Below are 25,248 nucleotides of genomic sequence, written 5' to 3'. Positions count from 1 at the left end.
ACTTTGTTGAAGTTATTCTGTGTTTTATATTTGCAACTTCAAATTAAAAATTATTTGTAATAAGTCTAAATAAAACAATAACTTATAATGAAAAAAATAGTATTCAGTCTTTTTGTAGCATCAGCATTATTTCAATCTTGTTCAAGTGATGATGATGGAGGACAAACTTCTCAAGTAGAAGCACCAACAACATACACCTTTTTAAGAGATGGAAATTCGTCGGTAAGTTATAGTGGACAAACCACAAGAATTTTAATGGCAGAAGAGTTGGTTGCTGGGTTAAAAGTTGAAACAAACACAGAAGAGACTTTAGACGCTATGTTTGCTCATATAGAAGGAGCAAGTGATTTTAGTGATGCAGATTTAAACGCATCAGATAAAAGTGTGCGTAGTAAAGTAGCAGCTTCAACAGATTTTTTCTCTGCTAACACTACAGAAGCTAACGAAATTAAAGCTGATTTTGACGGATGGATTGCATCACAAGTAAATGATGTTTTTCCTAACTGGAGCTTTACAGCAGCAGCTGGAGAGGCAGGTGCTTTACAACAAGCTGGTGGTGGAACAACCCGTTATTTAAATGCTAAAGGATTAGAATATAACCAAGCTTTTGCTAAAGGTTTAATTGGTGGATTAATGATCGATCAAATCCTTAACAACTATTTAAGTCCAGCAGTTTTAGATGCAGGTACAAATATTGCAGATAATGATAGTGAGGTTTTAGAAGAAGGTAAAACATACACTTCTATGGAGCATAAATGGGATGAAGCATTCGGATATTTATACGGAAACGAAGCAGACGCTGCTAACCCTGTTTTAGATGTAGATCAGTTTTTAAGTGAATATTTAGATCGCGTTGAAGCAGACGAAGATTTTGCGGGTATCGCTTCTAAAATATACAATGCTTTTATATTAGGTCGTGCTGCAATTGTTGCTAACAACTATACAGTTCGTGATGCACAAGCAGAGATTATTAAAGAAAATATTTCAGTAATACCAGCAGTTAGAGCGGTGTACTATTTACAATCAGGAAAAAATAATTTAGGTGTAGATAATGCATCTGCATTTCATGCATTATCAGAAGCTTACGGATTTATTTACAGTCTTCAGTTTACCAGACAACCAAATTCAAATTCACCTTATTTAACAAAAACAGAAGTAGATGCTTATTTAGAAGAGCTTATGGAAGGTAATGGTTTCTGGGATGTTACGACTAATACTTTAGATGAAATTTCAGATGAGATTTCTGCTAAATTTGGTTTCACAACAGAAGAAGCCTCTAACTAGAAACTTTAGTTTTTAGAATTAAAACAACATGTAGTATGATTAAAAAGATTTTTTTAGCAGTAATAACCTTAACATTTATAGTGGCATGTAGTTCATCATCATCTGATGATAGTCCATCGGTAAGTCCCGATAATTTTGATAGAGGCGCCTTATTAACCAATTTGGCAGATAATATCATTATTCCTGCATATCAAGATTTGTCTGAAAAATTAACGACGTTAACGGCAGATAAGGATGCTTTTATAGCCGATGCAAATCAAACTAATTTAGATAACTTAAGAGCATCTTGGTTAGAAGCTTATAAAGTTTGGCAACATGTTGAAATGTTCAATATTGGTAAAGCTGAAGAGTTAACCTATAGTTTTCAAATGAATATCTATCCGGTTTCTACTACAGATGTTGAAGCTAATATTTCTGCTGGAAATGCCGATTTAACGCACGTTAATAATAATGATGCCGTTGGTTTTCCTGCTGTAGATTATATGCTTTACGGTGTTGCAGATAGTGATGCTGCTATTTTAACTAAGTATGAAGATGATAAGTATAAGGCTTATTTATCAGATTTAGTAAACCAAATGGAAAGCTTAACCGAAACAGTTTTAACAGATTGGACTTCTAGCTACCGTGCAACTTTTGTTAGCTCGACTTCCAATACAGTAACGAGTTCTTTAAATAAGTTTGTAAACGATTATATCTTTTACTTCGAAAAAAGTTTAAGAGCGAATAAGTTTGGAATTCCAGGAGGTGTTTTTTCAACAGATCCGTTACCAGAAAAAGTAGAAGCTTTTTATAATCAAGAAGTTTCAAAAACATTAGCTTTAGAGGCTTTAGCAGCTTTTCAAAATACATTAAACGGTACTTATTATAGTACTAGTGCTACTGGCGAAAGTTTTAAAACCTATTTAACCGAATTGGAACGTACCGATTTAAGTACTTTATTGAATACAAGAATAGATGCCGCAAGAGCAAAAGTTAATCTTTTAGATGATAATTTTTACTCACAAGTAAATAGCGATAATGTTAAAATGACAGAAGCTTATGATGCTTTACAATTAGTAGTAGTATCATTAAAAGTAGATATGCTACAAGCTTTCAATGTGAGCGTCGACTATGTTGATGCCGATGGCGATTAAAAACATATAAACATTACTAAAAAGGTTGTCTAATAAAAAGGCAACCTTTTTTGCGTATCACTAAATTCAAAGGGCATATTTTTAATGAGATTGAATATAAGTACATATCTAAATAAAACAACAAGCGCAGCCCCATTGGCTGTGTTTCGTGTTTTCTTTGGTATCATGATGTGCTTAAGTATAGTTCGGTTTTGGTATAACGATTGGATCGATTTACTGTATATACAACCTAAGTTTCATTTTACGTATTTTGGATTTGAATTTATAAAACCACTAGGCGTTTATACCTATGTATTGTTTGCAATTTGCGGTATCGCAGCCCTTTTTGTGGCTTTGGGTTTTAAATATAGGATAGCCATTATTACATTCTTTTTAAGTTTTACTTACATTGAATTAATGGATAAAACCACCTATTTAAATCATTACTACTTTATTACTTTATTGAGTTTTATAATGATTTTTCTTCCTGCCAATGCGCATTTCTCGGTAGATAATATATTCAGAAGAAAAACGTATCAAAGCATTCCAAATTGGACTATTGATAGCATAAAACTCCTTTTAGGAATTGTCTATTTTTATGCTGGCTTAGCAAAACTTAATAGCGATTGGTTATTTAAAGCCATGCCTTTAAAAATTTGGTTGCCTTCAAAATATGATTTACCGTTTATTGGCGAAAACCTCATGCAACAAAACTGGTTTCATTTCGTAATGAGCTGGAGCGGTATGCTATACGATTTGTGTATTCCGTTTTTATTATTGTACAAAAAAACACGCTGGTTTGCCTTTGTTTTGGTAGTTGTTTTTCATGTGTTTACTCGGGTTTTATTTCCTATTGGTATGTTCCCGTTTATCATGATTGTATCTACTTTAATATTTTTCGATGCTAGTTTTCATCAGAATATTATAAGGCTTTTAAAACGCCTATTAAATGCGTTATCTCTTCGGAAACCATCATTGCAAGGAAGCAAATTAAATGTTTATTCCCAGTTTCAACTTAAACGTAAATCGCTCATTATTCCATTATTTGTGCTGTTTTTCAGTATTCAATTGGTATTTCCGTTTCGTTATTTAGCATACCCAAACGAACTATTTTGGACCGAAGAAGGGTATCGCTTTTCATGGCGCGTTATGCTTATGGAAAAAATGGGTATCGCAACGTTTAAGATTGTCGATGCCGATACAGGACGATTTTTTTACGTGAATAATAAAGATTTTTTAACCCCTTTTCAGGAAAAACAAATGAGTTTTCAACCTGATTTTATTTTGGAATACGCACATTATTTAGGCGATCACTTTACGGAGCAAGGACACAACAATGTTCAGGTTTTTGTTGAAAGCTATGTGGCATTAAATGGCAGATTAAGCGCTCCATATATCAATAAAACCGTAGATTTGTACGCGGAAAAGGAATCATTTAAACCAAAACACTGGATTTTACCATTTAAGGATGACATTAAAGGACTTTAAAATTATACTAGCACTTTTAATTAGTGCGTTAAGTTTTGCACAGCACAACGTTTCTGGAAGGGTTACTTTTTCGAAAACAAATGCACCAGTGGCCGATGTAAAAGTTTACGATAAAACATCTGGAGTTCTTGCAACTACAGATAATTCTGGGTTTTTCAAGTTTGAAACTGCTAAAAAAGAACTAACCTTGGTGTTTTTCTCTTTTGAATATGCGGTGGAAGAAGTGACCATTCAAACCGAAAACGCTTCAGCCTTAAATATTACTTTAAAAGATTTAACTCAGAATTTATCTGAAGTTGAAATTACAGCACGTAAGCAACGCATTTTCGAATTAAAACGTTTAAACGATGTTGAGGGCACTGCTATTTATGCCGGTAAAAAAACGGAAGTGGTATTGGTAGATCAGTCTATGGCAAATTTAGCATCTAATAATGCAAGACAAATTTATAGTCAGGTAGCAGGTTTAAATATTTACCAAAATGACGATGCTGGATTGCAGTTAAATATTGGTGGTCGTGGTTTAGACCCAAACCGTACGGCTAACTTTAATACCAGACAAAATGGTTATGATATTAGCGCGGATGTTTTAGGATATCCAGAAAGTTATTATACACCAGCCTCAGAGGGTTTATCAGAAATTCAGGTGATTCGAGGTGCGGCTTCATTACAATACGGAACGCAGTTTGGAGGTTTAATTAATTTTAAAATGAAAGAACCAAACCCGAATAAACCTCTAGAAGTGATTAGTAGATTTACCTTGGGGAGTTATGGGTTATACACCAATTTCACAAGTGTTAGTGGTACCAAAAACAAATGGAGTTATTACAGTTATTTCAACTATAAAAAAGGAGATGGATTTCGTCCAAATTCTGAGTTTGAATCTAAAAATGTATTCGCACATTTAGGATATCAATTTAACGAAAAAACAAAGTTAACAGGCGAGATAACCTACATGCGCTATTTAGCCCAACAAGCTGGCGGATTAACGGATGCTATGTTTAACGAAGATCCGTACCAAAGTAACCGTGCTAGAAACTGGTTTCAGGTAGATTGGTTGCTTTATAATCTAAAATTAGATCATAAATTTTCTGATAAAACAAATTTTACTTTTAACTTTTTTGGGTTGAATGCCTCTCGTGATGCTTTAGGTTTTAGAACCAACCGAGTAAGTCAGGTAGATTCTAACCAAGAACGCGATTTAATTAAAGGTGACTTTAAAAACTTTGGTTTTGAGTCGCGTTTGCTTACCAAATACAAAGTATTTAATAAGGATGCTACGTTTTTAATTGGATCTAAATTTTACAAAGCCGATAACTATCAAGAACAAGGCCCTGCTAGTGATGGTATTGGTCCAGATTTTGACTTTACCAACGACGAGTATCCTAATTATCCAAACCAGTCGCAATTCGATTTACCTAATTTAAACGTTTCTGTTTTTGGTGAAAATATTTTTTATGTATCCGATAAGTTTTCGGTAACACCAGGTTTTAGATTTGAATATATAAAAACCCAAAGTGATGGTTTTTATAAAAACATAAATACCGATGCTGCTGGCAATGTTATTTTTGAAGAAACGGTTGAAGATAACCAAAACTTCGAGCGTTCGTTTATTTTATTAGGTTTGGGGCTTAGTTATAAGCCTAACACAAACTTTGAAGCTTATGGAAATGTATCCCAAAATTACCGTTCGGTTACGTTTTCTGATATAAATATTGACAATCCTGCGTTTTTAATTAGTCCGGATATTACCGATGAAGAAGGTTTTACAACCGATTTAGGTATTCGTGGGAATTTCAATAATATGGTGTCTTACGATTTGGGTGTTTTTGGACTGTTTTATAAAAAAAGAATTGGTTTTGTAACCATTGTAGATACCGATGGAAGTATTAAAAATGAACGTGGTAATATTGGAGATGCTGTAATGTATGGCGTAGAATCTTTATTCGATTTTAATTTGAAGAAAATTTTCAACTTAAATAATAATGTTAAGCTTAATTATTTTATAAATACATCGGTTATTAATTCGGAATATACCAATTCTGAAAAAGCAGGTGTTAAAGGAAATAAAGTAGAGTTTGTTCCTGATTTAAATTTAAAAATGGGACTTAACGGTGGTTATAAAAACCTATTGGCTAATATTCAATATAGTTATTTAGGTAGTCAATTTACCGATGCTACAAATTCTATAGAGGCTAGTGAAAGCGGTGTTGTAGGTGAAATACCTGAATATGATATTTTAGATGTATCGCTTTCTTACAGTTATAAAAATTTCAAACTAGAAACAGGAGTAAATAACGTTTTAGATAACGCATATTTTACACGTAGAGCTACTGGCTATCCAGGACCGGGAATTATCCCGTCATCGCCAAGAAATTGGTATACCACACTTCAAATTAAATTTTAAAAATATTTGTCATTTTGATTTAAACCTTTGGTAAAAGCTTTAGTCTAAAACTAAACCAAGCAAAAACCAATCAGTTTGAAACAATTATTTCTATTTCTTTTATTAGCATTTAGCACTACGCTCTTTGCTCAACGTTTTACTTTAGAAGGCCAAGTAAAAGATCCGGACGCCATCAGCTTAGAAGGTGCCACAGTTTATGTACAAAGCCTTAAAGACAGTATTACCATGGCTTATGGTATTACTAATAAAACAGGGCAATTCTCGATAAATATTAATGCAGAAGAAGAAACGAAACTTTTATTTAATGTTGCTTATTTAGGCTACCAACCGTATTCTAAAGATATTGATGTGCCTACGGAAAATAAATTTGATATGGGTACGGTTACCTTATCCGATCAAATAGAAGAATTAGATGTGGTTTCTATTATAGGGAAAGCTCCACCAATTGTTATTAAAAAAGACACTATTGAATATAATGCCGATAGTTTTAAAACGTTGGCTAATGATCGTGCAGAAGATTTACTTAAAAAACTGCCAGGCGTAGAGTTTGATATAGACGGAAATATTACGGTAAATGGCGTAGAGGTGGAAGCTATTAATGTGGATGGTATGGAGTTTTTTGGTGAAAAAATGGGAGATATTGCTCTTAAAAATTTACCCAGTAACGTAATTAGTAAAGTTCAAGTTACCGATTACAAAACCAATTTACAAAAGTTTACAGGTGAAGAGTCCGATTCGGGAACCAAGGAGATTAACATTAAAATTAAAAAAGGTAAGAATACAGCGTTTTTTGGTGATTTAAATGGAGGTGTAGGTACCGATGATAAATATCAGGCCAATGCCAACTTATTCCAAATGATAGATGGTAAACAAATTGGGTTTATTTCGGGAACCAATAATATAAATATGCGCCGTGGTTTTACGGCCTTGCCAGATGCCAAGTCTAGTACTGGTTATGTAGAATCGGATTTTGTTGGAGCCAATTACTCCAAAGGAAAATGGAACGAAACTCGTGTAAACGCAAATTATAAATACAGCGCAAATAATGTAGATAATAGTAGTTTGAGTTTTAGAGATAACTTTTTGCCAGACTTAAATTACACCACCGAAACGGTAAGTAATAGCACTACAGATAGTGATAACCATAGTGGCGATTTGGATTTAAAATTTATTATTCCTTCAAAAAATAAATCGTCTAACAATAAAATACAGCTATCTAACGAACTTAATTTTAATAGAGATACTAGCGATTCTTTTTCCGATTCTGCTACAGAATCTAAATCTAACGATGGCGAAGATATTAGCGATTATAATGCCAATAGCGAATCGACTTCTATTAGTAATAGCATTGATAATACCATAGGAGCTATTGTGAGAACAGGAAAAGGACGTGATTTTTTCAATCTTAAATTAAGCACCAATTTTGATAATTCAGAGAGTGATTCTAAAAATTACTCAGAAAATATATTGTATCAAAGAAATACAACGGAAATTCAAGATCAAGTTAGAAGTACAGATAATTCAACCTCAAACATTAATTTTAATGGGTATTGGTTTAAAGAGTTATTTACTAATTTCAGAATTATACCAAAGTATAGCGCTACTATTTACCATAATAAAAATGAGAAAAACGTTTTCGATTTTAATGAAATAGATAATGATTATTCCGATTTTAATGAGCAACAAAGTTTTGATAGTAAATATGTAACTACAACCTTAAAGCCTGCATTAAGGTTTAGATACGAGTATAAAGATTTTAGGTTTGAAGTAGAAGGTGCGTATACAAATACTTTTAGAAAATATACCGATGAGTTAATTACTGAAAGAAATTTTAATGCAGAATTCGATTACATAACTTATTCAAGTAGAATTCGTTATCGTGATGATAAAGGCTATAAAAATATCTCTTTAGATTATAATCAAAATGTAGATTTGCCATCATCAACACAATTACAACCTGTTGCTGATGTAAGTAACCAAACGCATATTTACACTGGAAATCCAGATTTAGAACCAGGTTTAAGTCATAATTTAAGATTCCGATATCAAAACAATATTGCCTTTAATAATATTACCATTAATGCAGAAACAAAAGCAGAGTTTGTAGAAGATAAAATTATTAATTCGACTATTACAGATGCCGATTTAATTAAGTACACCACCTATGATAATATTAACGGCGATTATTCGCTTAGTGGTAATGCTTCTATTTCTAAATCATATTTCAGTCAAAACACAAATATTAATATGAGTGCTAAGTTTGCGGCATCATACGATAACAATATTTCTATTCAGAATGGAGTGAAATTTTCTGGAAAAAATACCGTTTACAAGCCTTCTGTAGGTTTTAAGTACTCTTATAATAACAAATTCGATTTCGGAATTAATTATAGCTATTCTGTAAATGAAACTTTGTATGATACGGATGCTTTTAATGATAACGAATATTTTGTTCAGAATTTAAAATTAGATACCTCTATCTTTTTCTTTAAAAATGCTTTTTTCTCTAATAAAATAGCATACCAATATAACAGTAGAGTAGGAGATGCTTTTGATGGCGATGCTGTATTTTGGAATGCAGGTTTGGGTGTGCAACTTTGGAATAATAAAGGTACATTAACCCTTGTAGGATACGATATTTTAGGTAAGAATAATGGATACAGACGTTCGGTTACCGAAACCTATATTCAAGATATAGAAAACAAAATTTTAGAGCAATATTTTATGCTAACATTCTCTTATAAATTTGGTAGAATTGCAGGGCAAAACATGAATGTGAGACCAGATAGTCCAAGTGGAAGAGGTGGTTATGGTGGCGGAAGACGCGGTAGATAATATCTCTGCTTTTTTTAATATGCCGTGCAGTCTATGAGCTAAATGTTAAGAATTGGCTTTATTAAGGATTTCATCTTAATAAAGCTAATTTAAACCGAAAAAAATGCTTAGATTTGCACGCAATTATAACAGTAATTGCAACATGACTGCACACGAAAATAAAATAGTAGGAGAAGGGCTAACTTACGACGATGTCCTTTTAGTTCCAGCGTTCTCCGAAGTACTCCCTAGAGAAGTTAGTATTCAAACAAAATTTACACGTAACATCACCATTAACGTCCCTATTATTTCGGCTGCAATGGATACCGTTACCGAAAGTAAAATGGCAATTGCCATGGCGCAAGAAGGAGGTATTGGTGTGCTACACAAGAACATGTCTATAGAGGCGCAAGCCTTAAAGGTGCGCAGAGTAAAACGTGCAGAAAGCGGTATGATTATCGATCCGGTAACCCTACCTGTAACTGCAGTAGTTAGCGATGCTAAAAAATACATGGCAGAATATAGTATTGGCGGTATACCAATTGTTGCAGAAGATGGCACATTAAAAGGTATAGTAACCAATCGAGACTTACGTTTCGAGCATAATGGCAAACGTGCCATTAGCGAAGTCATGACAAGCGAAAAACTAGTTACTGCATCTGTAGGAACTTCTTTAAAAGATGCTGAGCTTATACTTCAAGAACATAAAATTGAAAAGTTATTAATTGTAGACGATAATTTTAAATTATCAGGATTAATAACCTTTAGAGATATTACAAAATTAAGTCAGAAACCAAATGCAAACAAAGATCAATATGGTCGTTTGCGTGTGGCTGCCGCTTTAGGTGTTACTGCAGATGCTGTAGAACGTGCCGAGGCATTAGTTAACGCCGGAGTAGATGCCGTAGTTATCGATACTGCGCACGGGCATACAAAAGGTGTGGTTTCTGTATTAAAAACTATAAAAGCAAAATTTCCAAACCTAGATGTTATTGTAGGTAATATTGCAACTGGCGCAGCTGCTAAATATTTAGTAGAAGCCGGAGCCGATGCTGTAAAAGTTGGTATTGGTCCAGGATCTATTTGTACAACACGTGTTGTAGCAGGTGTAGGTTTTCCTCAGTTTTCTGCAGTTCTAGAAGTAGCAGCAGCTATTAAAGGCAGCGGAGTACCGGTAATTGCCGATGGTGGTATACGTTACACGGGCGATATTCCTAAAGCTATTGCAGCAGGAGCAGATACCGTGATGTTAGGGTCGCTTTTAGCAGGAACAAAAGAATCTCCAGGAGAAACCATTATATACGAAGGACGTAAGTTTAAATCTTACCGTGGTATGGGATCTGTAGAGGCTATGAAAGAAGGTAGTAAAGACCGTTATTTCCAAGATGTAGAAGACGATATTAAAAAATTAGTACCAGAAGGTATTGTTGGTCGTGTGCCTTACAAAGGCGATTTATACGAGAGTATTCACCAATTTATCGGTGGTTTACGCGCAGGTATGGGCTACTGTGGAGCTAAAGATATTGAGACGTTAAAAGAAACAGGACAGTTTGTTAAAATTACAGCAAGTGGAATTAACGAAAGTCATCCGCACGATGTAACCATTACCAAAGAATCACCAAACTATTCAAGGTAATATAAACAGTACTATAAAATTAAAGTTCAACTGAAAGGTTGGACTTTTTTTATGCGTATTATTTTGGGCGTTACCCGAAAAGGGTCGGGCTTTCCGCTATATCTTTTTTAAGGTTGGTTTTGTTTAAGTAATTTAAACTTTAACATTGAGGTTTACTTCTTTTTAATCATGGTTTGGTTAGAAGTAAAAAAAAGGATGCCGCATCAATCCCTAACGCAGGCTAGTTTGTGGTATTTGTTTTTAACAGGAAATGTGTAAATTATTAACCCTCTTAAAACTCCACCGATTGTAATTCAGTTAAATAAGTTTTAGTATATCTTTCTCCAAAATTATCTATAGTAATCGCAAAGGCAAGATGTAAAATAAGCGCTGTAAATATCCCAAAGAGTATAGATTCTGGACTAATAAAAGACATGGCCAAAATAAGCATCACAATTAAACCGCCATAAATTAATTTTAGCCAAAAGAAAGATTTTAGAGCCTTTTCGGAAGTTTCAATTTCAGATTGAGCAAAAGCTATCTGGTCGGTTTCATAAAAGGAAACCTTGTCGTCAAATTTTTGTTGGTATTTAAAATAAGCAGGAACCATAGCAGCTATTTCTATGAGTCCTATAAAAATCAAGGTTACGGCAAAACTTTTATGATTAGAAAATAATATAAAAGTAATCCTACAACGGCCGAAATAATACCAATAATTCCCGCAGCAAGGTATAGTGATTTTTCGCTAGCTAAAAAATGAGATAAAAGCTCCATAAGCGCTGTCTTGTTTTTTGAATGCGTTGGTTGTAAATACGCTTTAGTTTTTTCTGGTAGTTCGGTGGTTTTATATTCTATATCAGAAAGCCATTCTATTTTAGAAATAACAAAACCATCAAAACATTCTGTAGCTTTTAACCCGAAGGCTTTTAACGTTATTATAAAACGTTCAATACCTCCAAAAGGATAATTACCAGTAGAAAAATTAATAAGAGCACTATTTGCATTAAGCTTTTCCAAATTGTCGATATCGACTTCAAATCCATATTCTAAATAATTGAATATAGAATCTACGTTTTGTAAACCTAATGCTTCTAATTTAGCGTTATCAGCGTTAATATATTTTTCTAAATACGTGATGGCATAATCAGGAATAAAAGCTCTACGCCTGTGAATTTCTGGTGCTATATCTAGGTAGTCGCTTAATTCCTTTACAGCTATATCGACTTCCTCTTGCGTGTGTTTACTATCCCAATCAATTTTGGGAGAATCATCTGGAAACTCATAATTAGGTTTCCGCACATTAACCATATGTTTATGTAGATTTTTAAAGTCTTTAAACTTTAAAGTATCCAATATATTGAAGGAAATGTATAACATTAATTAAAAGTTGATTAGCCTAAATCTTAGACTTGTAATAAGTGTTTTGTTGTAGTCGTAATTCTATAAATTAATTATAAAATATTAAAACGAAGTTATTGAATTTATTCAGTAATAAAAAATGATTATTTACGACTATGATAGCTTGTTAAATATATGGTAAATATTTATATAGAGATAATAGAGTCCGGAAAAAGACCTATTTTTAAAGCTTTGTGTATTAGACTTATGGAGATTTTAAACACGCTTAGAAATTTTGCTTATTGGAGCATAGATGCCTTAAAAGGTGGAGAGGTAAAAAAGGATTTTCAGGATATCGAAAAGATATTTGGTTATACATCCTTTACGTCATTAAAAGAGCATCAAAAACCGGTTTTAGACAATTTGCTCAATGCTGTTGTAAATAATTCTACGTTCTATTCAGGCTGTAAAAATTACAAAAGTCTTTCAGATTTTCCTATTGTAAATAAATCCATCATTAAAGATCATTTTGATGATATCACTTTTGAAGATCAGGAAAGCAATTATCTTCCTGTAAAAACAAGTGGATCTACAGGATCTCCTTTTTCAATCTTTCAGACTAAAAGAAAAAAAAATAGAAATACAGCCGATACACTATATTTTGCAAAATTGGCAGGCTACACCCTTGGAGAAAAATTATTATATCTAAGGTTATGGGCGGCTTATTATAAAAAGCCAAAAATGATTGCTTGGTTGCAAAACACGGAGCAACTTGATGTTAGCGATTTAAACAATACTTATGTTAAGGCTATGGTAGATCGCTTAGAAAAAGATAAATCGCCTAAAGGTTGGATTGGTTACCCTTCGGGATTTGAATCTATTTGTAAATCACTAGATGCTTTGAATGCAAAGCCTCTAGATTGTAATATAAAATCTATAATAGCGATCGCTGAAGGCTTGAGTCCAGAGGTGAAATCTAAAATGGAATACTATTTTAAGGCTCCAACAGTATCTCGCTATTCTAATGTTGAAAACGGAATAATAGCGCAGCAAATGCCAAATGATAATGCTTTTAGAATAAATTGGGCGAGTTATGTGGTTGAAATTTTAGATTTGGAAAGCGATGTGCCCGTTCCAAATGGTACTATTGGACGTATCATTATAACCGATCTGTATAACTTGGCAACGCCTATGATTCGTTATGATACTGGAGATATTGGTGCTTTTGTAAACGATGAAAACTCTACAGATAACATACCTAAACTAGAAAGTATTCAAGGAAGAAAAATGGATGCCTTGTATAAAACCAATGGGGATATGCTAAATCCATTTACCATGCATGCGTATGTGTACGATTTTCCTGAAATTAAGCAATTACAATTCATACAGCATAAGGAGAAAAAATATGAAATAAAAGTAAATACAAATGTAATGTTTGAAGGCGAATCCCTACTAATAGAAAATTTTAAAAATGATATAGGTACAGATGCTCATGTAGACATTCAATATGTAGATGAAATTCCTAGTCTAAAGTCGGGAAAAAGAAAGATATCAGTTAACTTATACAAACAATAATAAATGCCCCAAACCAATATATTATTCACTTGTGCTGGTAGACGAAATTACCTTATAAATTACTTTAAACAAGCCTTAAACGGAACCGGCTCTGTTATAGCTGTAGATATGGATGTTAACGCGTCTGCTTTAATTGATGCTGATATTTTTCTAACCGTACCAAGTATATTTGACGAGAATTATATCTCGTTTTTAAAAGATGTTTGTAAAACTCACAAAGTAGCTGCCGTAATTTCTTTAAATGATTTAGAGTTACCAATTTTATCAAAACATAAAAAAGAATTTGAAGATTTTGGTACTAAAATTATAGTGTCTAATGAGGAGGTTATTGATACGGCTTTCGATAAATGGAAAACCTATCAGTTTTTAAAGGCTAATAATTTATTAACACCACAAACTTATATAGATTTAAATAAAGCTTTGGTTGATTTAGAAGATAATAAATTAAACTTTCCATTGGTTTTAAAACCAAGATGGGGTAGTGCTTCTATTGGTGTGGATATTGTTGAAAGTAAAGAGGAGCTTATGCTATCTTATCAATTATTAAAAATTAAGCTTTCTAGATCTAATGCTGGTAAAACGAGTGTGATTGATATGAATAACGCCATTTTAATTCAAGAAAAATTAGGAGGAAAAGAATTCGGAATGGATATTCTGAATGATTTTCATGGTAATTATTACGGATCATTTGCAAGAGAAAAACTCTCTATGCGTTGTGGTGAAACCGATAAAGCTAAATCTGTAATAAACATTGATATTAGTAATGTTGGTAAGGCTATTTCAGAAAAACTAAAACATTTAGGCACTTTAGATTGCGATGTTTTTGTAGATGAAGATAAAATATATGTATTAGAGTTTAATCCACGTTTTGGAGGAGGTTATCCTTTTTCGCATGAAGCAGGTATTAATACAGCTGCAATATATATAGAGTGGATTAGAGGCGGTAATTCTATAAGTGCTTTCAATAATTATAAAGAAAACATGGTGTTTGCTAAGCACGATACATTAATAAATATTCCTGTTTTAGGAGAGCTATAATTTTATAACAAGTATTTCAGTTTTCTATTAACAGTATAAAATAAAAAATCTCAGGTAATTTAAGTTATCTGAGATTTTTTTGTTTATTAACTTATGTCCTCATAATTTTTAGAAGACATAAAAAAAACTGCCACTAAGTATTATTTAGCAGCAGTTTAGCGGTTAAGGTAGATTATATAAGGTTATTCTTTTAAGAATTTTCTAGAATTTGCATTATTGATTTTTAATAAATACAAACCTTTTTTAAGGTTTTCAATATTAATAGTTGCATTATTTGAAACAAGCCCTTTAGCAATTTGTTTTCCTAAAATATTATAAATTCTATATTGCTCGGTGTTTTTTAAACCTGAAATTTGAATAAAATGACTAGAAGGATTTGGAGATATATTGATATCTCGTTTAGCTGTAACATTATTTTCTGTAGAAAGCGCTACCTCATTTAAATTTGGAGGTTTAGCAGCTGTATAATCTTCTTTATCGACATCTTTACTTTTAAGTAAAGCACTAGTTGCATGTTCTGTTTCCTGCTCAACGGTTTTTGTTTGCGCGTTTGAGTTGAGGAAACTGAAAAATAAAATAAGAGTTATAGTGTAGATTTTCCCCATAGAAACTGTTTTGTAGTATAAGATAAACAAATTTATTGATTTTTTATGAAATAACCTTTTGTTTTAACTAGAAAATATACGATAAACGGTTAAATGTGTTTTTAATCGTGTTAAAATTTAGTTGTAAATAGATTTGTGTAGGAAATTTGTTGTTTTGAGACTTTATTTGTACTGTAATACTTATAAATAAGAAATAGCGGATTCGAGTTTATGATTTTGATAAATATTCTCAAATTGTTAACTCAAATCCGCTATTGCTTACATGTTTATTAAAGGTTTTACTGTTTGGTCTCCAATAAGTTATTGATTATTTTATTCCATTTTTCAATAGATTGTAATTCTTCTCCTAATTGGTAACTTACATCAGCATTAAAAAACTCTAAATTCACCTCTTTTTTAGTTTTATCGATAGGTATAAGCTTTAAATACAGTCTATCAATGTGTTTCGATTTAGTAATATTAACAATCTCACAACTTTTAATTGTAGAAAGGTCTATAAACTGTTGTTCAACTTCAGTTTCTTCTTTCAAGATAAACGAAACAGATTTTTTGCTCTCATCTATACCAATGGCATAGAAGCTCTTAATTTCGTTTTGTGTAATGGTGTTGTTATGTTGGGATGCTAAATCTTTTAACACGATTAATTGACGTTTAACAATCGCTTTTTTGCTTCTGTTAGTTAATACAAATGGCATTGCACAAATTGCAACGCATATAATTCCGATAAGGGTTGTTCCTAATTCCATTTTGATAATATTTTAAATTTTGATAATATAATTTCTGTATGAAGCGTTAATTCGCAGCATATCAATACTTTAATTTTAATCACCTAAGCGGTGGATTTTTATTAAAGTGTATTACCAAAAATTGTGGAAAGGAAAAATAAGATCAGACTTTCTGTGCCTAATCAGAATGGTTTTTAAATGATTTTGATACTGCTTAAACTTAGCGCTAAACAACATATCATTCGAGCAAATAATAGCCCAAAAGCCATTGTAAGGTAGTTTTAACTCCGGAAAAGAGAGCTCGGCTACATCCGAAAATAAGTTTTCGAATTGCTGTGTATGTGGCTGCAATAACTTAGAATTAGCTTCTAAGTTTTCTTTAGGCATGCTACCGTTGCTTTGCTCTATGTATTGAAAACTAGAACTTGGTAATGTTTGCGCAGGAGTGTATATGCCGAAACAGTATATTGAAACCAGCAGAAAAACACCTAATATGTTATTCCAATTTTTCATTTAAGCTATTGGAGTTTGGTCTAGAATGGTGTGCACTTCATTTAAACTAGCCTCATTATCTAGTAAAAGCACCAAGGTATCGTTGGCCTCAATGACTGTTGAGCCTCCTGGGCGCACAAATTTTTTGTTGCGCTTAATCATAACAATAAACGCAGATCGCGGAAAATGTAAGTCTATAATTCGTTTTTCTACAGCAAAACTTCCTGGAGCTATGGTTATTTCTTCCATTTCTGATTTCGGTAAATTTAGAATATACCTGTCATTTTCTGCTATAGGTTTAACTTCTTCTGGTAATGCTACATTTAGCCACTTGGCAATAATAGATAGTGTTGTACCTTGAATTAATATTGATGTTACAGAGATAAAGAATACAATATTGAAAATAATATTGGCCTTATCAATACCTGCTAAAAGTGGGTAAGTGGCAAACACAATAGGAACCGCACCTCGTAAGCCAACCCACGAAATGTAAAAACGTCTTCTAAGTTTCATTTTAAAAAACATTAAACTTAGAAAGACACTTATTGGTCGTGCAACGAGAATTAAGAATACTGAAATTAGTAAACCAATGCCCATATAAGGTATAATTTGCGAAGGAAAAACAAGTAAACCTAAGGTTAGGAATAATACAATTTGCATAAGCCATGCAATACCATCAAACATTTTTAAAATAGTCGATTTATGTATTAAATCTTGGTTTCCTAAATATACCGAACAAATGTAAATGGCAAGAAATCCGTTACCACCAAAAAGGTCTGTTGCCGAAAATGTTATAAACATTAGAGCAATAACTAAAACAGGGTAAAGCCCTTCGAAACCTAATTTAATTTTATTGATAATTATTTTGCTCAACTTTCCGAAGGCAAAACCAGCCACACCACCAAAAATCATTTGCTGAAGAAACATTATAATAATCTTCCAAATGCTTTCGTCTTGACTAGTAACTAAGGTTAGAAAGGTAAGCGTAAGCACATAGGCCATCGGGTCGTTACTTCCACTTTCTAACTCTAATGTTGGTCTTAAATTATTTTTTAACGCTAAGTTTTTTGAACGTAAAATTGAAAATACGGCCGCTGCATCTGTAGAAGAAACAATAGAACCAAGTAACATACTTTCAAAAATGGTAAAATCGGTTACAAACCAAACAAAGGTCCCTAATGAAACTGCTGTAAGTAACACTCCAATGGTTGATAAAACAAGACCTTCTTTTAAAATAGGTTTAACCGCTTTCCAGTTGGTATCTAGTCCACCAGAAAACAAGATGAAGTTAAGGGAAACGATACCAATAAACTGCGCCATTTTAGAGTCACTAAAACGTATGCCACCAATACCATCGGATCCTGCGAGCATACCGATAGTTAAAAAGAGTATTAAAGTTGGTACTCCAAACTTGTAAGAGGTCTTACCTACTACAATACTTATAAAAAGTAATAGAGACCCAACTAATAATATGTTTTCTATGGTTAAATTCATCTTTTTGTGTCTAATTTCAGACGCTGTAAAATTAGTTTTTTTATAAAAGAAAACAATAAAAAAGGCTAATTGTTTTAATAAAAAAACATGAAGGTATATACGTTGTTTATGAGCCGTTTACATTGATTTTTAATATGAAGTTTTTATTCGGAATTTTATTGAATTTGTATGTCAATTGATGTATGCTTTGGTTCAATTAAACTTGAATAAAAACTAGGACTTGTGTTTAGACGGAAGGCACACGGTCTAAATTATCAATTTTGTTATGTAAACTTTCTATTAGAATGAAAATATTAGATAAACTCTTGGTGTCTTTTTTACGTACCGAACCTTTATAAATTAAGCTATTTGCATCAAGAAGAATGTAACTCCTTTTACTGGCTAGTATATGACGTGTTTCAGGACTTTTTAAAAGTAATTCTGAATATTTACTTTTTTCTCCATAAAAGTTAAAAGCACTACTTCTTGTTAAAAAACTTAAAAGGGATGCTTGCTTTAATTGGCAAGGTAAGAAATGAGATTTTAAATCTGTTTTACGTGATGCTATATTGATTGATAACCATGTTTTCCCCCAAGAGCATTTAACTTTAATTATCTAATTACTATGTTGCTCAATGAAGTTAACTTCTCCTTTAAGAAGTATGTTCGTTGATTCCGTAATCGAACTTGTAAAAGGATGATTTTCTTGCACCAAATTGTTTGTAATAGCGCAATTATTAGTTTTGCTTACTGCTTACTGCTTACTGCTTACTGCTTACTATATTAATTCCAATGTTCATCGAAGTCTAAATCTTCATAATCATCAAGATCTAATTCATCGTCAAATTCATTAAAATCATCATCATTTTCAGCTTTAAACACTTTGTCTGGGGCATCGTCAGGTACTTGCCCTTGTACAAACATTAAGTTCGGGTAATCTGATCCTTCAGCTTCTTCAACAATTTCAGCTAATTCAACATAAAACGTCCACATGCTTAAAAAATCATAAACGTAAATCAGTTTCGTTTGCATTTCGAAAGTAACATCGTTAATGGCAGTTTCGTTCATTAAACGCGCAGAACCATCATCACTCAAATCAAATAAAGATATTTCTTCACCTTGATTCCATTGGTCGTCACTACGGTAAAAAGATGCCATTTCACTACCATCAAACCCAAAAGATTGCGTGATAATGTTGTGTAAATCTTCGAGTGTATCATCTTCACGAATTTCTAAATCGCGGAATACATCTTCGTCTGTATCGTTATCAAGTATTACTCTAAATCTATAAATCATTGTAAAAAAATATGGTGCAAAGGTAAGTCTTTTTATAATTATTTACTGAAACGATGTAAAGTAAATGTTGTGATGCTTAAAAGGAAAAATGCGCCAACTTGGTGAGCCACACCTAACCAAACAGGTACGTGAAAAATAAGGGTTAATACGCCTAATAAAAACTGAACACCTACCATAATTAAAAGACCTGTTACGGCGTAATTTTGCAGTTTGGTGGTTTCCATTTTTCTAGCTTTATACCAAATAGATACGAGCAGAAAAGCGACAAGATATGCTAGCATGCGGTGTACAAACTGAACCCCACTTTTACCCTCTATAAAGTTTTTGTAAAGCGGATTTTGTTCAATATATACGGTTTCATGCATAAATTTACCCTCGTTCATTAAAGGCCAATGGTTGTGTATAAAACCAGCATCTAAACCGGCAACAAAAGCACCATAGATAATTTGGAGAAGTAAAACAACTAAACCTAGCCTTATAAAATTTCTGAAAGATGTATTTACTGTTTTTCTGCATGGAAATTTTAAATCGAGCGCTACCCAAAATGTATAAGCGAAAGTTAAAAATGCGGTTGTTAAATGTGCAGATAGCCTAAAATGACTTACATCTGGGTTGTCTACCAAACCGCTTTTTACCATATACCAACCAAGAAAACCTTGAAAGCCACCCATGATTAAAAGGATAACAGTTTTTTTTATGGTAGATTTTGTGAGTTGCTTTGTGATTAGAAAGTACAGGAAAGGTAAGAAAAACACTAAACCAATAAAACGACCAATTACGCGGTGCAGCCATTCCCAAAAATAAATATCTTTAAAATCTTCTAGATTAAAATGATTGTTTAGCTTTTGATATTCTGGATATTGTTTATATAAATCGAAAGCTTCGGTCCATTCAGCATCGTTCATAGGCGGAATGGTTCCTGAAATTAATTTATAACTAGAAATTGATAAACCAGAATGCGTAAGCCTAGTAATACCACCAACAACAACCATGATAAATATTAAAAAGCACCCGGTTAGGAGCCAATAAATCACTTTTTTATTATCTTTTTTCATGCTATTATATTTTTTATTCAGCAACTTGTAATCCTAATGCTTTTCCTTTTTCTAACATGAGTTGGTAGGCAGCATTAAATTCGTTCGGAATGTCTCCTTCTAAAATGGCTTCTTTGATAAAATCTTTAATAATACCAATTTCTCGAGATGGTTTCATGTTGAAAGCTTTCATAATTTCTTCACCAGAAACGGGAGGTTGAAAGTTTCTAACCTGATCTCGCTCTTCAACTTCAATAATTTTCTCTCTTACAATTTTGAAATTGTTATGGTATTTGTTAAATTTCTTAGGGTTTTTAGTAGTAATATCGGCTTCGCAAAGCGTCATTAAATCTTCTACATACTCGCCAGCATCAAACACTAAACGTCTAACAGCAGAGTCTGTTACGTCTTGAGCCAAAACAATAGGACGCGAACTCATAAACACCATTTTCTGAACAAATTTCATTTTTTCATTCAATGGCATTTTTAGTCTTTTAAACAAATGATACACCATTTTGGAGCCTTCAAATTCATGTGCATGAAAGGTCCAACCTGCTTTTTTACTAAAACGTTTTGTTGGGGCCTTACCAATATCATGTAATAGAGCAGCCCAGCGCAACCAAAGATTGTCGGTATTTTTGGCAATATTATCTACAACTTCTAAAGTGTGATAAAAGTTATCTTTATGGCGTTGACCTTCAACTTCATCTATACCTTTTAAAGCCGTAATTTCAGGTAAAATATATTGAAGTAATTTTGTTTTTTCTAACAGTAAAAAACCAATAGAAGGTGTTTTGCTTTCTAGAATTTTATTCAATTCTGTAACAATACGTTCTTTGGTTATAATTTTAATTCTATCACAATTATCAGAAATAGCTTTAAGCGATTTTTCTTCAATAGTAAATTCTAATTGTGTTGCGAACCTAATGGCACGCATCATGCGCAAAGGATCATCACTATAAGTGATGTCTGGGTTTAATGGCGTACGGATTATTTTTTTATTTAAATCATCAATGCCGCCAAAAGGATCTAATAAATCCCCAAAATTGGTTTCGCTTAAATTTAAAGCTAGGGCATTTATTGTGAAATCTCGACGGTTTTGGTCGTCTTGCAATGTGCCATTTTCTACAGATGGATTCCGACTATCTTCGGTGTACGATTCTTTACGAGCTCCAACAAATTCAATTTCAATATCCTCGTAACGAAGCATGGCCGTTCCGTAGGTTTTAAAAACCTGTACTTTTGGTTTGTTTGGCAAGTTTTTCGCCACTTGTTTTGCTAATTGTATACCGTCGCCAATGGCTACCACATCGATATCTTTGGCGTTACCACGTTCTAAAATATAATCGCGAACAAAGCCACCAATCACGTAACTATCCAAATTTAATTCTTTGGCAGATTGTGAGATGATTTTGAAAATTGGGTTTGTTAATGCTTCTTTATAATTCATACTGTGTGTGGCCATTAATAACAAATTATTAAAAAATAATTATGCTGTTTTTGTAAATATTCTACTTAGAAATTTACTGAAATGGCTATTTGGTTTTACTAAATGTTTAATAGTTTAAACATGGTGTTATCCATTTATTGAAGGCTTATTTTATCTTAAAAAATTATTTCTTTTTTTAGATGAGATAGACCTTATTTGAAAACTTGTGATGAATTTATTGGTATTAATTATTTACGAATAATTTTAACAACACCACTGTTACTCAATTTTATAATAGACGACGGATTCGCACATGTTTTTTCGCGTTGCAAATTTACAACATAGTCCACACCTTTTAAAACCTCTGGCGCTATTTCTTTAAAGGATTTAGGTGTAGGAAAGCCACTAATATTTGCAGAAGTAGATACTAGAGCTCCATTTAATCTTCTGCTAAGTTGGTAGCAAAATTCGTCGTCTGGAATTCTAATAGCAATCGAGCCATCTTCAGCAATTAAATTCAGAGCTAAATTTTGGGCATCGTCGTAAATAATGGTGGTAGGTTTATCGGCAACATCAATAATGGTTAACGCTGCTTCGGGAATGCTTTTTACATACTTTTTAAGCATTCTATCATCGGTCACTAAACAAATTAATGCTTTGCTATCTTCACGCTGCTTTAATTGGTATACCTTTTTTACAGCCTCGGGGTTTGTGGCATCGCAGCCAATTCCCCAAACGGTATCGGTAGGGTAGAGTATAAGTCCGCCTTCTTTTAAAATTTGTATCGCTTTATTTATTTCTTCATTCATGTTTTGAACCTTATATTTGCAGTGTTGCAAATTTACAATAGAAAATATATTCTATCTTTTTTAAATGAAGGAAATTAAAGTTTTTAATAACGATTTAACTGAAGCTTATAAAAATAAGTTGACAGAAATGATTCATAACTTCGATAATTATGATGGAGGTGTTGGTAATAGAAACATCATTAAAATTATAAATATTGATGGTGTAAATTTAAATATTAAAGCGTTTAAAATTCCAAATTTAATAAATAGAGTTGCTTATAATTTTTTTAGAAAAAGTAAAGCACAGCGGTCTTTCGAGTACGCCAATAAGTTAACCAAAATGGGTGTTGGAACTCCAAAGCCTATTGCTTTTTTCGAATATAAAAACACATTTGGTTTTGGTGAAAGTTATTATATTAGCGAGCAAGAGGATTATGATATAACTTACAGAGAACTTACCAAAGATTTTGATTACCCAGATTACGATAATGTTTTAAGAGCTTTTACTAGATTTACTTACAAGTTGCATGAAAAGGAGATTCATTTTTTAGATCATTCTCCAGGAAATACATTAATAAAAAGAAATGGTGAGACCTATAACTTTTACTTAGTGGATTTGAATAGAATGAACTTTAAAACTTTGGATTTTGAAACTAGAATAAAAAACTTCTCACGGTTAACGATACATAAAAGCATGGTTGAAGTTATGAGTGACGAATATGCCAAATGTTCTGGTGAAAACTATGATGATATCTTTAATTTAATGTGGAAAGAAACGGAAGATTTTCAATATAAATATTATCGTAAAAAACGATTAAAAAAGAAATGGCTGTTTTGGAAGAATTAGGAGGATAACTTCTCTAATTCTTTATATCTATAATAAACACCATAGGCACTTAGGTAGCATATTTGCAAACCTTCGACGCCGTCTAAAAATCCTAACCTGAATATATAATTTACAAGAAACTTATATAGTGGACGGATGTAAAAATGGAATGCGTTAGGCTTTTTTCCTTTTTTAAAAAGTTCTAACGCTTTCAAGCTTGCGTAATGTTCCATTTTAGATTTATAATGCGCTGCACTATCAAAGCAATAGTGTAACATATCATTTTTTAAAATTTTACTTTTGCCATCTATTATGGGCATTTCGTGAACAATTTTTGTTTCGTCGTATTTAAAAAATCCTTTTTTGAATAGGCGATATGTTGTATCTGTTTGAAAGCCACAAAAACGTATTCTCTTTTGCTTAAAAAAGTATTTGCGCTTAAACATATAAGCGATAATATCATTTGAGGTATTAATTTCGGAATTTAGTTCCTGTTTTAGTTTTTCTGTTATGCGCTCGTCTGCATCAATAAAAAGAATCCAATCTTTAGTAGCTTGGCTTATTGCGAAATTTCTTTGGTCTGCAAAATTTTTAAATTCACGCTGAATGACTTTAACATGCTTTAATTTTTGAAGTTTTTCGAAAGTACCATCGGTACTAAAAGAGTCTATAACAATAATTTCATCGGCAAAATCAATGTTGTTGATAGCGTCTTCGATGTGTTTCGATTCATTAAAGACAATCATCAAAGCTGATATGTTGTTTGATTTTTTCAAATTAAAGTATGTTATTTTAGTAGATATTCTTCAATTTTAGCTAGAGTAATTTTACTGTTAAAAGTGGTTGAAGCAAAATTAAAACCTGCCTCTCCCATGCTTTTCGTTTTTTCTTTGTTGTTACTTAAAAAATCAACTTTATCAGCAAATAATTTTACATCATTTAAAGGTGTTAAAAAACCAGTTTCGTTATCTTTTACAACTTCGGGATTACTACTGATATCAAAGGCGATAATTGGTTTTCTGCATAAAGAAGCTTCGGCTAAAACATACCCGAAACCTTCCCAAAAAGAGGATAACACAAATAGGTCTCCAGAATACATTAAGTCCTTCGGGTTTTCTATAAAACCAGGAAATAAAACAACATCATTGATGTTAAGTTCGTCTGATAGTTTTTGTAATTCATTTTTTAAAGATCCTTCTCCTCCAATAATAAGTTTAAAATTAAGGTTTCTAGATTTTAACTCTTTGGCTAGATGTAATAAGAATTTTTGATTTTTCTGATTTTCTAATCGACCCAAATTAGTTAAAACAAATTCACCTTCAGCTTTTTTGTATATAGGGGTATATGCTTTCTGTATAAACGCCTCTATATCCAAACCATTATAAATAACTTCAATCTTTTCTCTTGGAAATAAATTGGAATTGTTTACTAATACAGTCTCTTTTGTAGCTTGTGAATTAGCTAAAATATCGGTTACTAAATTTTTAAAATAATATCTATTTAGAAATTTGTTTTTTATAGGTATTGCGCTACCTCGCCTATAAATTACGCGGTCTAAACCGGCTTTTTTTGCGGCAAGAGCGGCAATTTTTAAATCTCTAGATAAATTGATAATTATAACATCAATATTGTTTTCCTTAAGAATATTTTTCACTTCGTTTATAGCAAAAGGATTAAGGAAACTTTGATTTGTTATTGATAAGCCTACATGCTTTATACTAGACTCTTGTAATTTGTGATAAAGTTGACTGTTTTTATTGGTAATAAAGAAGACATTATGACCTTTATCGTGCATGTATTTACAAGTTTCTAAATGCCATTTTTCACCACCTCCCCAAGCCTTGGTTGTATTAAAGAAGCAAATTGTTTTCATGTAGTTTTGAAAGGTGTAATTGGTTTTTAGAATAGGTCT

21 protein-coding genes are annotated in these 25,248 nt (G+C 32.3%); 9 read left to right on the top strand and 12 right to left on the bottom strand.

Going from position 1 to position 25,248, the window contains the following annotated elements; translation table 11 throughout:
* The first annotated feature begins 87 nt into the window (after positions 1–87).
* The 6 genes from DFQ06_RS12825 (at position 88) to guaB (ending at position 10,738) form a co-directional block, all read left to right on the top strand.
* A complete protein-coding gene (locus tag DFQ06_RS12825) occupies positions 88–1,284 on the top strand; it encodes a DUF4856 domain-containing protein (RefSeq protein ID WP_133968087.1) in 1,197 nt (398 codons plus the stop codon).
* A gap of 35 nt (positions 1,285–1,319) precedes the next feature.
* Positions 1,320–2,417 (top strand): imelysin family protein, encoded by a 1,098-nt coding sequence (locus DFQ06_RS12820; protein WP_133968085.1) that lies wholly within the window; start codon positions 1,320–1,322, stop codon positions 2,415–2,417.
* Positions 2,418–2,501: 84 nt separating this feature from the next.
* Entirely contained in the window at positions 2,502–3,884 is a 1,383-nt protein-coding gene (locus DFQ06_RS12815) for an HTTM domain-containing protein (RefSeq protein ID WP_174564434.1), read from the top strand.
* Complete coding sequence (locus tag DFQ06_RS12810) at positions 3,865–6,288, top strand: TonB-dependent receptor domain-containing protein (protein ID WP_133968083.1); 2,424 nt, start codon at positions 3,865–3,867, stop codon at positions 6,286–6,288. Before DFQ06_RS12815 ends, DFQ06_RS12810 begins: the two co-directional genes overlap by 20 nt.
* Positions 6,289–6,363: 75 nt before the next feature.
* Complete coding sequence (locus tag DFQ06_RS12805; RefSeq protein ID WP_133968081.1) at positions 6,364–9,123, top strand: outer membrane beta-barrel protein; 2,760 nt, start codon at positions 6,364–6,366, stop codon at positions 9,121–9,123.
* A gap of 142 nt (positions 9,124–9,265) precedes the next feature.
* Complete coding sequence (gene guaB / locus DFQ06_RS12800; RefSeq protein ID WP_042495518.1) at positions 9,266–10,738, top strand: IMP dehydrogenase; 1,473 nt, start codon at positions 9,266–9,268, stop codon at positions 10,736–10,738.
* A 271-nt stretch (positions 10,739–11,009) separates the two neighbouring features.
* On the opposite strand, the gene DFQ06_RS12795 is transcribed toward guaB, so the two are convergent.
* Positions 11,010–11,360, bottom strand: a complete 351-nt coding sequence (locus tag DFQ06_RS12795) for a hypothetical protein (protein WP_133968079.1) — start codon at positions 11,358–11,360, stop codon at positions 11,010–11,012.
* Positions 11,361–11,362: 2 nt separating this feature from the next.
* Positions 11,363–12,094, bottom strand: coding sequence for a hypothetical protein (locus DFQ06_RS12790; RefSeq protein ID WP_133968077.1), 732 nt, complete (start codon positions 12,092–12,094; stop codon positions 11,363–11,365).
* A gap of 156 nt (positions 12,095–12,250) precedes the next feature.
* Here DFQ06_RS12790 and DFQ06_RS12785 point away from each other — a divergent pair, with 156 nt between their 5' ends.
* Together DFQ06_RS12785 and DFQ06_RS12780 are read left to right on the top strand one after the other, a co-directional pair.
* Positions 12,251–13,630: a phenylacetate--CoA ligase family protein gene (locus DFQ06_RS12785; protein ID WP_083415760.1), complete on the top strand. Its 1,380-nt coding sequence runs from the start codon at positions 12,251–12,253 to the stop codon at positions 13,628–13,630.
* A 3-nt stretch (positions 13,631–13,633) separates the two neighbouring features.
* A complete protein-coding gene (locus DFQ06_RS12780) occupies positions 13,634–14,668 on the top strand; it encodes an ATP-grasp domain-containing protein (RefSeq protein ID WP_133968075.1) in 1,035 nt (344 codons plus the stop codon).
* Between the two features lie 182 nt (positions 14,669–14,850).
* Here DFQ06_RS12780 and DFQ06_RS12775 read toward each other — a convergent pair whose 3' ends face one another.
* The 8 genes from DFQ06_RS12775 to DFQ06_RS12740 form a co-directional block, all read right to left on the bottom strand.
* Positions 14,851–15,273 (bottom strand): T9SS type A sorting domain-containing protein, encoded by a 423-nt coding sequence (locus tag DFQ06_RS12775; RefSeq protein ID WP_133968073.1) that lies wholly within the window; start codon positions 15,271–15,273, stop codon positions 14,851–14,853.
* Between the two features lie 278 nt (positions 15,274–15,551).
* A complete protein-coding gene (locus DFQ06_RS12770; protein WP_133968071.1) occupies positions 15,552–16,019 on the bottom strand; it encodes a hypothetical protein in 468 nt (155 codons plus the stop codon).
* Between the two features lie 111 nt (positions 16,020–16,130).
* The gene (locus DFQ06_RS12765; RefSeq protein ID WP_133968069.1) at positions 16,131–16,511 is read right to left on the bottom strand and encodes a hypothetical protein; all 381 of its coding nucleotides are present in this window, start codon (positions 16,509–16,511) and stop codon (positions 16,131–16,133) included.
* Positions 16,512–17,984 carry a potassium/proton antiporter gene (locus DFQ06_RS12760; protein ID WP_074937628.1) on the bottom strand — a complete coding sequence of 491 codons (1,473 nt, stop codon included), beginning with the start codon at positions 17,982–17,984 and terminating at the stop codon, positions 16,512–16,514.
* Between the two features lie 762 nt (positions 17,985–18,746).
* Positions 18,747–19,259: an IS1096 element passenger TnpR family protein gene (locus DFQ06_RS12755; protein ID WP_042504769.1), complete on the bottom strand. Its 513-nt coding sequence runs from the start codon at positions 19,257–19,259 to the stop codon at positions 18,747–18,749.
* Positions 19,260–19,297: 38 nt separating this feature from the next.
* Complete coding sequence (locus DFQ06_RS12750) at positions 19,298–20,314, bottom strand: COX15/CtaA family protein (protein ID WP_133968067.1); 1,017 nt, start codon at positions 20,312–20,314, stop codon at positions 19,298–19,300.
* 13 nt (positions 20,315–20,327) lie between these two features.
* On the bottom strand, positions 20,328–21,743 hold the full coding sequence (locus DFQ06_RS12745; RefSeq protein WP_133968317.1) for a CCA tRNA nucleotidyltransferase: 1,416 nt from the start codon (positions 21,741–21,743) through the stop codon (positions 20,328–20,330).
* 227 nt (positions 21,744–21,970) lie between these two features.
* Entirely contained in the window at positions 21,971–22,531 is a 561-nt protein-coding gene (locus DFQ06_RS12740) for an L-threonylcarbamoyladenylate synthase (RefSeq protein ID WP_074937621.1), read from the bottom strand.
* 64 nt (positions 22,532–22,595) lie between these two features.
* Here DFQ06_RS12740 and DFQ06_RS12735 point away from each other — a divergent pair, with 64 nt between their 5' ends.
* On the top strand, positions 22,596–23,357 hold the full coding sequence (locus DFQ06_RS12735; RefSeq protein WP_133968065.1) for a lipopolysaccharide kinase InaA family protein: 762 nt from the start codon (positions 22,596–22,598) through the stop codon (positions 23,355–23,357).
* Here DFQ06_RS12735 and DFQ06_RS12730 read toward each other — a convergent pair.
* Together DFQ06_RS12730 and DFQ06_RS12725 are read right to left on the bottom strand one after the other, a co-directional pair.
* Complete coding sequence (locus tag DFQ06_RS12730; RefSeq protein WP_235833539.1) at positions 23,354–24,112, bottom strand: glycosyltransferase family 2 protein; 759 nt, start codon at positions 24,110–24,112, stop codon at positions 23,354–23,356. The two genes, DFQ06_RS12735 and DFQ06_RS12730, sit on opposite strands and share 4 nt — an antisense overlap.
* A gap of 11 nt (positions 24,113–24,123) precedes the next feature.
* Positions 24,124–25,209 (bottom strand): glycosyltransferase, encoded by a 1,086-nt coding sequence (locus DFQ06_RS12725; RefSeq protein WP_042504767.1) that lies wholly within the window; start codon positions 25,207–25,209, stop codon positions 24,124–24,126.
* Between the last annotated feature and the right edge of the window lie 39 nt (positions 25,210–25,248).

The organism is Algibacter lectus, from assembly GCF_004368925.1.
GTDB lineage: Bacteria > Bacteroidota > Bacteroidia > Flavobacteriales > Flavobacteriaceae > Algibacter > Algibacter lectus.
Note: the sequence above shows the minus strand (reverse complement) of the source record. Positions and strands in the feature narration are given on the sequence as shown.

What these genes read in the sequence shown, in the direction of transcription:
- DFQ06_RS12825 (WP_133968087.1), top strand. Translation starts at nt 88, where the DNA reads ATGAAAAAAATAGTATTCAGTCTTTTTGTAGCATCAGCATTATTTCAA.
- DFQ06_RS12820 (WP_133968085.1), top strand. Translation starts at nt 1,320, where the DNA reads ATGATTAAAAAGATTTTTTTAGCAGTAATAACCTTAACATTTATAGTG.
- DFQ06_RS12815 (WP_174564434.1), top strand. Translation starts at nt 2,502, where the DNA reads ATGAGATTGAATATAAGTACATATCTAAATAAAACAACAAGCGCAGCC.
- DFQ06_RS12810 (WP_133968083.1), top strand. Translation starts at nt 3,865, where the DNA reads ATGACATTAAAGGACTTTAAAATTATACTAGCACTTTTAATTAGTGCG.
- guaB (WP_042495518.1), top strand. Translation starts at nt 9,266, where the DNA reads ATGACTGCACACGAAAATAAAATAGTAGGAGAAGGGCTAACTTACGAC.
- DFQ06_RS12790 (WP_133968077.1), bottom strand. Translation starts at nt 12,094, where the DNA reads ATGTTATACATTTCCTTCAATATATTGGATACTTTAAAGTTTAAAGAC.
- DFQ06_RS12785 (WP_083415760.1), top strand. Translation starts at nt 12,251, where the DNA reads ATGGTAAATATTTATATAGAGATAATAGAGTCCGGAAAAAGACCTATT.
- DFQ06_RS12780 (WP_133968075.1), top strand. Translation starts at nt 13,634, where the DNA reads ATGCCCCAAACCAATATATTATTCACTTGTGCTGGTAGACGAAATTAC.
- DFQ06_RS12775 (WP_133968073.1), bottom strand. Translation starts at nt 15,273, where the DNA reads ATGGGGAAAATCTACACTATAACTCTTATTTTATTTTTCAGTTTCCTC.
- DFQ06_RS12770 (WP_133968071.1), bottom strand. Translation starts at nt 16,019, where the DNA reads ATGGAATTAGGAACAACCCTTATCGGAATTATATGCGTTGCAATTTGT.
- DFQ06_RS12765 (WP_133968069.1), bottom strand. Translation starts at nt 16,511, where the DNA reads ATGAAAAATTGGAATAACATATTAGGTGTTTTTCTGCTGGTTTCAATA.
- DFQ06_RS12760 (WP_074937628.1), bottom strand. Translation starts at nt 17,984, where the DNA reads ATGAATTTAACCATAGAAAACATATTATTAGTTGGGTCTCTATTACTT.
- DFQ06_RS12755 (WP_042504769.1), bottom strand. Translation starts at nt 19,259, where the DNA reads ATGATTTATAGATTTAGAGTAATACTTGATAACGATACAGACGAAGAT.
- DFQ06_RS12750 (WP_133968067.1), bottom strand. Translation starts at nt 20,314, where the DNA reads ATGAAAAAAGATAATAAAAAAGTGATTTATTGGCTCCTAACCGGGTGC.
- DFQ06_RS12745 (WP_133968317.1), bottom strand. Translation starts at nt 21,743, where the DNA reads ATGAATTATAAAGAAGCATTAACAAACCCAATTTTCAAAATCATCTCA.
- DFQ06_RS12740 (WP_074937621.1), bottom strand. Translation starts at nt 22,531, where the DNA reads ATGAATGAAGAAATAAATAAAGCGATACAAATTTTAAAAGAAGGCGGA.
- DFQ06_RS12735 (WP_133968065.1), top strand. Translation starts at nt 22,596, where the DNA reads ATGAAGGAAATTAAAGTTTTTAATAACGATTTAACTGAAGCTTATAAA.
- DFQ06_RS12725 (WP_042504767.1), bottom strand. Translation starts at nt 25,209, where the DNA reads ATGAAAACAATTTGCTTCTTTAATACAACCAAGGCTTGGGGAGGTGGT.